The organism is Pantoea sp. BL1 (assembly GCF_000963985.1).
Lineage (GTDB): Bacteria > Pseudomonadota > Gammaproteobacteria > Enterobacterales > Enterobacteriaceae > Pantoea > Pantoea rwandensis_B.
Window position 1 is genome coordinate 157952 of record NZ_JZRH01000012.1, and the last position, 11540, is coordinate 169491.

Annotated in this window: 5 protein-coding genes; 1 reads left to right on the plus strand and 4 read right to left on the minus strand. The window is 52.0% G+C overall.

Annotated features, from left to right (window positions below; translation table 11 throughout):
• Nucleotides 1-255 precede the first annotated feature (255 nt).
• From VH86_RS08290 to VH86_RS08305, 4 genes are all read right to left on the minus strand, one after another.
• Nucleotides 256-1266, minus strand: a complete 1011-nt coding sequence (locus VH86_RS08290) for a Gfo/Idh/MocA family protein (protein WP_045832547.1) — start codon at nt 1264-1266, stop codon at nt 256-258.
• A 33-nt stretch (nt 1267-1299) separates the two neighbouring features.
• Nucleotides 1300-2121, minus strand: a complete 822-nt coding sequence (locus tag VH86_RS08295; protein ID WP_045832548.1) for a TIM barrel protein — start codon at nt 2119-2121, stop codon at nt 1300-1302.
• Between the two features lie 145 nt (nt 2122-2266).
• Nucleotides 2267-3712 carry a sugar porter family MFS transporter gene (locus tag VH86_RS08300; protein ID WP_045832549.1) on the minus strand — a complete coding sequence of 482 codons (1446 nt, stop codon included), beginning with the start codon at nt 3710-3712 and terminating at the stop codon, nt 2267-2269.
• Nucleotides 3713-4033: 321 nt separating this feature from the next.
• The gene (locus VH86_RS08305; protein ID WP_045832550.1) at nt 4034-9583 is read right to left on the minus strand and encodes an autotransporter outer membrane beta-barrel domain-containing protein; all 5550 of its coding nucleotides are present in this window, start codon (nt 9581-9583) and stop codon (nt 4034-4036) included.
• 574 nt (nt 9584-10157) lie between these two features.
• Here VH86_RS08305 and VH86_RS08310 point away from each other — a divergent pair.
• On the plus strand, nt 10158-11501 hold the full coding sequence (locus VH86_RS08310) for an MFS transporter (RefSeq protein ID WP_045832551.1): 1344 nt from the start codon (nt 10158-10160) through the stop codon (nt 11499-11501).
• The last annotated feature ends 39 nt before the right edge of the window (nt 11502-11540 follow it).

Sequence of the window (11540 nt, forward strand, 5' to 3'; positions counted from 1 at the left end):
GGCATCAACCGCTTAAACATGATGCCTCTTTAACGTAGAAACTCAACCTTTCCTGAAATTTTGACATTTAAAAGTGGGCAACATTCAATCTACCTCTGAAAGAGGAACCCTCTCTGGATGCAAAACATACCCACCCGCTTTCAATGAACTGAGTATTTATACAGCACTTAGCGGTGAATCGCCAACGATAAATCAAGCTCACGTGATGGCGTAAACACTCATTCACGGGCGCACCAGGGTGCGCCCGTGTTTCCGTCATTGATAAAACGCAGGGCGTGGTGGCATGATAATCGGCACAATTTCACCGTTGTTCTGCGCGGCAACACAGGCATCGGCGGCAACCGCCGCAGCATAACCATCCCATGCAGACGGGCCCGTCATGTTGTCAGACAACACGCTGTTAATGAAATCCTGCAATTCCACATCGTAGGCATCGATGAAGCGTTTTTTCCAGTCGGTCAGAATGCCTGTTGAGAGTTTAGCCGCACTTCGTGTCTGAACGGACATCGGCTCAGGCAAGCTCGCAATCCCGGTCTCACCCACCACTTCACACTGGATATCATAGCCATAGGCACAGTTGACGAAAATTTCGACGTCAATGCGTACGCCCTTCGCCGTTTCCAGCAGCACTATCTGCGGGTCTATGAGATGCGATGAGGCTTTACGCGTTTTACGCGGATAAATCACCTGTGCACTGACGTAATCGTCTTTCAACAACCAACGCAGAACATCCAGTTCATGGATCAGGGTGTCAGTGATCGCCATGTCCGTGGTGTAGTTATCACCCACTTCCGGGTTACGGTGTGCGCAGTGCAACATTAAGGGTTCGCCAATGTCTCCGCTATCAATAACGCTTTTCAATGCACGATAGCCGCTATCGTACGGGCGCATGAAGCCAACCTGCACGCGCTTTTTACCACTCGCGATCTCCGCCTCCACAATGTTCATACAACCCTGCGCCGTTACCGCCAGCGGCTTTTCACAAAATACCGCTTTCCCGGCTTTAATCGCTGCCAGCACAAATTCTTCATGCGTTGGGCCCCATGATGTCACCAGAATCGCCTGTACATCGGGAGCATTAATCAGGTCATGTGCATTGTCATAGATCTCGGCTTTGAGTGCGAGATCGGCCAGGATCTGCTCGCAGTTAGCACGGTTGATGTCATTCAGTGCAACCACGCGAGCGTTTTGCAGCACCTGGCTGCAACGACGAATGTGTTCGCGCCCGATTGCGCCAGTGCCAATTACACCAATATTCAGCGTCATGGTTTGTTCCTTCGTTCTTCTATACGAGTAAAATTAATGGTTCAGAGAATCAATGCTGGTACGAATCTCACGCGCGATATCCGCTTCGCTCCACGCTTCCATCACTGACGAGAAGGGTTCAAACGCGTAAGTACCGGTGTAACCTCTCTCTTCCAGGCGCTGGACTTGTCGTTTCGATTGCAACAGGTCCTCAGCGCTGAGCATGATGCGTTCTTCATCAGTCAATTCTGCAGTTGGACGTGTATCCGTCACGCCAGACAGGTGAACCAATCCGATGCGGTTAACGTCAACGCCACCGGCGAAGTCCTGTTCTGCGCCTTCATACAAATGATGATGGAAGGTATCGAGCACGATCTTGAATGGCACATCCGCCTGTTTGATCAACTGTTGTGCCAGTGCCGCCGAACGCAGCGAACTCTGCGGGAAGCCCAACGGTTCCACCAGCCCTTCAATGCCGTATTCGGCGAACAGCGGCGCGAGCGTTTTTAAAGCGGCAACCGTTTGTTCACTGGAGACCACCGTTCCGTCATTGAGTGGGCACAACACCAGCGCTTTCGCCCCGGTTTCACGTGCGTCCTTTAATAAACCCCGTGTTTTTTCCAATATCTCAGCGGATAACTGGTTAAACGGATAGACCGCATTGATTGTTACGATGGTCAGCGCATGTTGATTTGCCAATTCACGAACTTTCGCGCCCCCTAAACCATCCGTCACACTGCCACTCTTCATATCATTACGAATCTCGACCTTATTTATCCCCAAATCTTTCACCAAGGTGAAAAACTGAGTAACAGTTAAGTTCGGCGCAATTTTTCGATTAATACAAAAACGGTCGCGGCTTATTTTCTGGGTCATGTTATTTCCTGAAATGATTATCAGCGTATTGTGTTTTGGTTATTCTGTTTTGCTGCGGTGTTTAGCGTGTTTTGATAGTAATTTATCTTCTGGATTTGTACTGCGTCATCCTTGAGTGATTTACATCAAGCTCGCGCATCCATCTCTAAGGCTTGCCGTCATACAGCGCGAAGAAGTAATGTTCGACCTGTTCCAGACTGCGCCCTCGCGTTTCCGGAATGGTGCGCAGCACAAACATCGATCCACCAATACCGATGATCGCGAAGGTGAGGAAAGCGCCTGCAAGACCAAAGGCAGCCAGCAATATTGGAAATGCCATTGAGATAGCAAAGTTGGCCATCCACAGTGCGAATACCGCGCCGCCCATGCAGATACCCCGCATGCGTGCGGGGAAGATCTCCGAAAGCAGCAGCCAGGTCACCGGGGAGAGCGCGCCTTGCTGGAAACACAGGAACATCAGCATGCCAGTCAATACCAGATAGGCGCGCAACAGATTGACCTCTCCGCCTGCAAGATACTCCGGCATAAAGAAGCACACGGCGGCAATAAAGAACAGGCAAGCGGTGCAGCCCATCTGCCCCACCAGCACCAGCGGACGGCGGCCGATTTTACCTATCATCCAGATCCCGACCAGGGTCATCACCACAGAAATGACACCATTCGCTATGGTGGCAAACAGCGCAGCATCATTGCTCAGCCCTGTCGCAGTCAGCATGGTCGGCGCGTAGTACATAATGGTGTTAACGCCGGTCAGCTGCTGGATGGCAGCGATACCAATACCTAACAGAAACACCTTACGTAGCCAGGGCGTGCGCAGATCGCGCAGCCGACCTTTACCTTTCTGCCGGTTTTCTTCAATGGTCTCTTCAATCTCTTCTAACTCCCACTCAACATCCTCTGCTGCACGGGTCTTATCCAACACCTGCCTGGCTTCGCGGACATTGCCTCGCATCACAAGCCAGCGCGGGCTTTCTGGCATGAAAATCATACCCAACCACAACAGCACGGCGGGAACAGTCGAGAGTGCCAGCATCCAGCGCCAGGTATGCTCACCACCCCAGATTTCATTGAAGGTCGCATTCGAGACATACGCCAGCAGTTGACCCGATACAATCATCAACTCCTGTAAGGTCACCAGTTGGCCGCGTTTATTGGCTGGCGCGATTTCAGCGATATACACCGGCACGGTCGCCGCAGCACCGCCCACGGCAATGCCGAGGAAAAGTCGTGACATAATCATTGACACCACATCCGGCGCAAATGCTGAACCGACTGCGCCAAGGGCAAAAATAAACGCCAGAGTGATGATGATTTTGCGTCGGCCCATAGCATCGGCGAAATGCCCGGCCAGCAAAGCGCCGAATGCGGCTCCAAACAGTAACGAGCTGGTCACCAGACCCGTGGTGAATGGCGTTAATTGCAGGTCGCTGCGCATAAATAACAGCGCACCCGATACCACCCCAGTATCGTAGCCAAATAATAATCCGCCGAGGGTTGCCACCAGCGCAATAATCTTCACAAAAGGCTCAGTTCGCGTCACGCTATTGGGGCCTGACGCGGTATTTGTCGAGATATACAGTTCTTTTTCCATAACCTCTCCTGGTAAAAAACGCATTTGGAAATACAGCAGAACAAAACAGAAATGACGCTATCGGTATTTTTGTTTCATGTTAATTTTTATTTGAAATTGATTTTCCGAAATGTGATATCAAGCATTCTGGATATTTTATTTTGATGGTTAAACATCAAAAGCGCGACTTAATTAAAGGTGCGAGGAAAAGAAGGTTTCAAATAACCCTGAACTGAGGAGGGAGAGTAATATTGAATAATAGTGGCGCTAATGCCTTAAAGGTCAGAGCGGTGAAATAAGAAAAACCTTACGCCAGGGAATATTGGCGTAAGGTAAACGCAATCAGAATTGCCAGCGTACACCACCGTTATAGCGCCAGCCTTGAGTACCGTTACCGTCAAGCTCCTGACGATAGTCTGCCTCGGCATACAATGAGAGATTCCCTTTTAGCGTGGCCGTGCCACCCATGCCGACGTCCCACATCTGACCGAACTTTCCGCTGTCGAAACTGACGTTATCCGCGCTGCCGTTAATACCCGCTCGCGTGGTGGCCGCCCCGCCCCAGCCGCGTGTGTAGCTGGTCCGCAGATAAGGCGTGTATTGCTGCCCAGCGGTATCTTGCCAGGTGCGTTCCAAACGCGCGCCCACGCGGCCAATGGTTTGATCGTAATTGCCCCAGCTGACGCGGGTGTTATCACGATCCACCAGATCATCCATGTTGAGCTGCAAGTAAACTAATTGCGCCTGCGGTTCCAGACGAATTCCATTGCCCAACTGCCACGGGTAGCCCGTTTCCAGTGACGCGCCCCAGCCGTTACCCTTCAGTTTGCCCACCTCTTTTTGCCGTGCAATATCAGTATCACCACGGTGCCAGTCGAATGACAGCGCCCCATCCACATAGAAGCCACTGTCACGCAGCCAGGTGCCGTAGAGCGACAGGGTATCGCTGTCGAAGCTGGTCGAGCTGTAACCATCCGCTGCATCGGGACGAATACGGGCATTACCTCGCGTGTAGGCCACGCCGGCTCGCAAACTGTCGCTGGCTCCCTGCAGATGAATCAAATTGCCGCCCAGTTGCGCCGCACTGTAATCAAGGTCGAAGTCGTAGCCGTTCTGGCTCAGGCTGCGATCCGTCTTGTAGGTGAGATTTGAACCAAGATAACGGATAAACATCTCGCCGCCGTTGCCCGTGCTGCTATCAAGATCCTGGCGCAATTCTCCCAACCGCTTATGCAGGTCGTCTATGACCGCCATGTTGTAGTAGGCCAGTCCGACAGGCGCAGAGATATAAGACGGCATTTGTGGCGTCAGTTGTGGACGTAGTGCATGACCATCTGCATCACTGACAAAGTTGCTGGCGAGACGAAAATCCTGCCCGGTCCCGTTTGGGCTATTGTAAAGGCCATACTGATAAGGCCCCGCTGCCACATAACCCTTTGCCAGCGCGAAACTGCTCGCACTGGCACTGCCTGTCACCTGCGCCAGTGCAATGCCGTTATCAGGCGTAATCACCGCCAGATGGTTCGCCATCGAGTTAACATCCAGCAAAGTGGTGCCGCTGGTGTTGCCATTTACGTGCACACTGTCACTTGTACCGCTGTCAATCTGAGTGTTCAGCTTCACATGACCACCAGGCGAATTGAGGTCGCCATCAATGGTCAGCGTGTTGCCGGGCACGCCATTACCATTGGTAAGATCGAGCGTACCGGCATTATTCACCACCAGCGAACCATCAGTTGCGCCACTCAGCAGGGGATTGACGCCATTGCCCGCATACAACGTTGAACCTTCACCGATATTAATGGTGCTGTGCGCCAGTTTCAGGTTATCGGTCAACGTCCATTGGGTGTTATTAAAGTTGATGGTGCTCCAGCCTCCGCCAAGGTTGGTGCCTTTGCTCAAATCATCGGCGCTAAATGACCCGCCACGCGCATTGATGTCATTAAAATAGAGTGTGCTGCCCGCGCCATTCTGTGTCGTGATATGCCGGGTATTTGCCAGATCAACTTTCTCCACCAGCGCCTGGTTATTACCGCTCCCCATGGTCACGCTACCATCAAGCGTACCGCCGGACACTTGCACGATGTCATTACCCGCACCCGTATTCACATCCCCCACCACGCTACCCGATATCAGTGCAATGCGGTCGTTCGTCGCGCCGCCTGCCACCACCTCAATATCCGGGAAAGTTGCGCTGATTTGCCCCTGGTTGATAAAGAGCGTTTGCCCGCCGCGCAGATCAATCACAGGCGAGACTTTACTGTTTGAGACGATATTGCCCCGGTTAATCACCTCGCTGGCGGTGTTAGTGACAATCGCCGAGCCACCACTCAAGTCATATACGCCGATGAAACCTTCGTTGATCACTTTGCCGGTGGTGTTGGCTTGAACGCCGGTAGTATTGGCACCCGAAAGGAAAATGTAGTAATTGGGACCCAGGGTTAAATCGTTGTGGGTGACAGAACCATCTTCATTGGCAAACAGATAGCCGATGCCGGGCGCGTTGGTCTGGCTGTTACTGCTGACATTGAGATAAACATGGTCGTCATAACCGAACGAAGTTGCCGAGCGGATGCCATTACCGCCATTGACGTCCAGTCGCACATAGTTCAGGGCAATATTGCTGGTTTCTGCACGGTTATTAATAAGATTGCGGGCACCACTCAATTCCACATGATCGGCGCTAAATCCTGCGGCACCGTTATCAATCAACACCGTGTCTGCGTCGCCACTGGACCAGATGTTGCTGCTGTAGTTGTTGTACTGATCGCCTTGCCCATCACCAATAATGTTAAGCGAACCGCCATTGCCAACACGAATGGCAGCGGTCCCTTCGGAATAGAGTTGTCCGCTGCTTTGACGATATGTCGAAGCCCCTGACGAGGCGTCCAACGCCACGCCCTTATACGCGGAAATCGAACCGCTGTTGATCAGCAGGCCGCCATCCGTCAGTGCAACCGCGCGGCTGTTGTTGCCGTTGACGATGAGGGTGCCCTGGTTACTGATATAGCCGCCGTCGCCTGCACTCAATAACGAGATGTTCTCAGCATCCGTCGTCAGATTGGTGCTGTTACTGATGCTGCTAAAGCCTTCAAGCGCCTGATAACCGATTTGATTGGCAGCATGGAATGCAATTTGACTGCCCTCACCAATCACTACCGTACCGCCATTGCCCGCCTGCGCGCCTACCGCATGTTCACCGTACAAATTGATGGTGCCATTTTGGTAGAAGTAAGCGGCGTCCCCAAAACCCACGCCACCCACGGAAGGCTGTTCCGCGCTGGCATTGCCGGCGGAGACATTGATCGTGCCGTTGTTGGTCGCACGAGCGCCAACCGAATAGGTGTAACCCTCTGTGTAAAGCCCGCTACTGCCATTAGTGATCGACACCGTGCCATTGTTGGTGGCATTCCCGCCGAGCGAGCCAATCCCCACCGTGTTGCTGCCTTCCAGTGTGATATCACCGTTATTGATCAGCTGCCCGGAGCTACTGGCAATAAAACCAATCTGCCGATCCTGCGAGCCATAGATATTGGCATTGTTAGTCAGCAGCGTGTTGGTGAAAGGCAGCGTTGTGGAGTTGGTAATATTGCCGTTGAGGTCGGTACGATTGCCTTGTACCTGCGCCACGATGCTATGTATGCCATTCATATTGACGGTGGTTGCAGCGTCAATGGTGCCCTGCGCCGCGCCCTCAATACGCAAACCGATGCCATTTTCGCCGAGATTAAAGATGGCATTGCCGGTGCTAACCGTGGTGTTATCGCCACTGCCAAGGACGGCGGTGGAAAGGTTGCCATTTGAAGTTAACGTCATGCCACTGCCATCAAAGCTCGCGCCATCCTGCACACGAAAGATGGATGCGTTATCTCCCGTTACGCCGTAGTGGCCATTCTCGGGCAGTAAGATTTTTGCGTTCGGCCCCATAGCGAGAAAGGTGATTTGATCGGCACCGCTATTACCCGTGGGTAGAGCCGTCTGCGATACATTCACCGTGGCATTGCCTTCCGCGCGTATCCCAATCGCGCCAGCTCCGTTTAAGGTGATCGGTCCGCTGATCTCCGCCGACGCGACGCCGCTATCGATACCGTTCACCCATACTGCGGTGTTACGTGTTCCTTCCGTGACATTTGCATTGCCAGCAATATTGATTGGGCCATCAGACCAGCCGTGCGCAAAACCACCGTCATTCGCCGTCACCAACAGGCCAGTACCGTTATCGCCATTCAGGTTAATCACTCCGGCATTGCCCACCTGACCGCCGCTGCCAGAGTCCATCACCTCCAGCCCAGTGCCGCGACCATTGACATCTATGACGCCATTATTACGGGTGACGGCATCCGCGCCGCCAGTCACGCTCATCGCCGCGCCGCTTTGTACACCCGAACCCATGATGATGTGGCCGTTGTTAACTGCGCTGTTGCTACCCAACTGAAGGATACCGTTGGCGCTCTCCAGCATAATGTCAGACGTTGCGTCACCCGGATGGTTTTGCGGCGTACGACCAAGGTAGATGGTGCCATTGTTGGTGAAGGTGCTCGCAGCGCCGCTCAGTGTCACCGCAGTGGCACTGCCGTTGTCGCCGACAAGATTGATAGTGCCGTTATTCACCCCTTCGCTGTTATCTAACTGGATGGCTGATCCCGCGCTATTGATATTGCCGTTGTTAATAAAGCGACTACCGCTGGCGTTAACAGCTAACCCATTGACGCCAAGCGTGCTGTTATCAATGCCACTTCCCTCGGCGTTATTAAAGAAACCGCTATTAATGACACCGTTGTTGATGCCGCTGCTGCCATGGGTTAATACCAGTGCATCATTATCGGTGATTCCGCTACCGGTACTGGCTAACTTGCCGTTAATGGTTGCGGTGGCACCCTTGTCCGCGCGCATCGCTCCGCCGTTGGCATTCGCCACCTCAAGGGTTTTTCCTGCCTCAATGGTGGCGTATGCATTAGCACCATCAGCACTGAGCACCACGCGTTCACCTATCGGCAGGAAGGCTTCATCTTCATCCGGGGTATTCACTCCCCACACCACTTGCCTGCTGCTGAGCGTGACCGCTTTATTAAATTCGTTATTGTAGTCAGAGGAACTGATCTGGCCATTTTGCAGTTGCTCAATCAGCCAGTCGTTGTAGTTTTGCAGGTCGCTCAATGACGTCACGTTGAAGTCGGTAGTGTCGCCATACAGGCTGGTCACACTGAATGCGCCGTTATATGCCACCAGATTGTCCACATTCAGGCCCCAGCGCGACACGGCAGGAATCTGCGTCGCGGTGAATGTGATACGGTTATCCGAATCCCAGTTCATGTTGCCTTTATTGCTGGCAGTGAATAAGCGGCTCTGTTTAGCCGCCATCTCCCAACCATTTGCCACCGTGCTGGCTCCATCCGTGCCTAATTGCACGTTGATAGTGCCATTACTCACTGAGGCAACACGCGAATCAATGTACTGCTGATTCTTTACCTCTTCGAAATCGGTGACCAGGGTGCTGCTATCGACCGGGGCGAGATTGCTCAACGCGGCTGTGTTGTAAGTCTGAAAATTGCTGTAAGAGCGGTGATCCTCATTAGGCACTGAGATCGTGAAATCCTGCGCCCCCAGACTCAACCTCTCTTTACCTAATAAGTTGTTGTCTGTCACCAACCGGCCTTGATCCTGTAACTCGCCAATGGATACCTGCAATTCGCCACTTTTACCCGGCGTAAATTGCGGCAACCCCGTTAGCGATTGTGTGCTGCCGTTGCACACGCAAAATACCCCCACTTTGTTGTCATTTTTCGCAGGCTCAAAAGGTTGAATAACGGCAGCATTCGTTTGCATCGCAGGAATCATAATGCCTTGTGCAGCCAGCAAACTGATAACCAGCGGTTTTAATTTAAATGACATCCTTTCCTCCAGAGAGAAAATAATATTTTCACGCGGCAAAACAGCGCCAGGCATGACGGTTGTTTAATAAGCGAGAGAGCAGGAATGGAAAACGCATTATGTAGAGTTATCTCAGCATTTCGTAAAGGAAACGTCTAGCTGGAGTTAAGGAGAACGGAGGGGATTAAGTGAAATTAAGAATTAACCCTTTAAAATCAGCAGATAGCATGGATTTGATTAATGCACATCTCTTCTTTTATATCAATGCATTAGATTTGAATTAAGATCCAACATTTACTGCTATTATTAAAAAACATTCATTTAATTATTTATAATTTGAGATGTAGATAAAACGTCACCATCAATGAAGTAGATCCATTCTATTTTGAATTTTCATCTCATAAAGATGAATAAGCGCAGCGAGGCAATCAGAAAAAATATATTGTTCAAGCCTGCCTGGTGGTTGTTTTCCGAAGAAGCGAATTGAAGTGAACCGGAGATGTCGCGCCATCGTAAATTTGTGATCGTTCGCGCAATAAACCAACAGACATCCTTGTATGGTAGTCTAACATTATAAACCTGCAGGATTTTGGCTATGGCATCTTCCACTTTTACTCAGACCCAAACGGCACAGGGAAATCACACCTCACTCATTCGTCGTGTCGCCAGTGCTTCGGCGATTGGCACCGCCGCGGAATATTATGATTTCTTTGCCTATGGCACGGCTGCAGTACTGTTTTTTGGCCACCTGTTCTTCCCCAGCCACGATCCCTTAATTAGCACCCTCGCCGCATTTGCGACTTATGCCGTTGGCTTCCTCGCTCGGCCGATTGGCGGCATTGTGTTTGGCCATATTGGCGACAAAGTGGGACGTAAAAAAGCGCTGGTGGCAACCATCCTGATAGTCGGTCTCGGTACTTTTTGTATTGGCCTGCTGCCAACCTATGAAAAGATCGGCATCTGGGCACCGGTGTTATTGATAGCCATTCGCCTGTTGCAAGGTTTTGGCGTGGGCGGCGAACAAGCTGGCGCGGTCCTGATGACCGCAGAATATTCGCAAGCATCACGTCGTGGTTTTTTTGCCAGCTGGGTGCAAATAGGTGCTCCGGTTGGGTTCCTGCTGCCGCTGGCACTGTTCGCCATTCTTAATGCCTCCCTGAGCGCGGAACAAATGATGGATTGGGGCTGGCGCGTACCTTTCTTACTGAGTGCACTGCTGGTCATCGTGGGGTTGTTTATTCGTTTACGCATCGACGAATCGCCAGTGTTCGCCGCCATCCGCGAAACCAAGGCCGCCGAATCGCGTCCGTTAAAAGAAGTGATTCGCGGTAATCCGAAATTAGTCATCAATGGTGTGGCGGCTAAATTAATCGAAGCCTGCGCCTTTGCCCTCTTCACGGTGATTATCCTGGCCTGGGGCAAAGCTAACAATCTCGACGCCGGCATACTGATGAACAGCATGATTGTGGCTGTGATTCTGGAGATATTTGCCATTCCGCTGATGGGGGCGTTATCCGATAAGATCGGACGCAAACCGGTATACATGATGGGTGCACTGCTCATTGTTATTTCCATTGTGCCCTTCTTTTATGCCCTGTCCCAAAACAGCTACTGGCTCACGCAAATTGCGATGATTGTCGCGCTGACGCTGGGCCACAGTATGTGCTACGCCCCACAGGCGTCCTGGTTCCCGGAACTGTTCCCGACGCATATTCGCTGCAGCGGCATTGCAGTGATTTGGCAGGTGGGATCGTTAATTGGCAGTGGCGTGCTTGGCTTAGTTGCGGTGAAAATCCTGCAGGCCACCGATGGGCACTGGTATGGTCTGGCGCTGTATGTTGCGGTACTGGGGGTGATTTCCGTTGTAGGCTTGCTGCGATTGCCTGAAACGGCTCCAGGCCGACGTGGTGGCGAATATCACACCTGGGAACAACATTAATTATTGATGGGCGCGCGAAGTGAAGTGAACCCCGAAAGT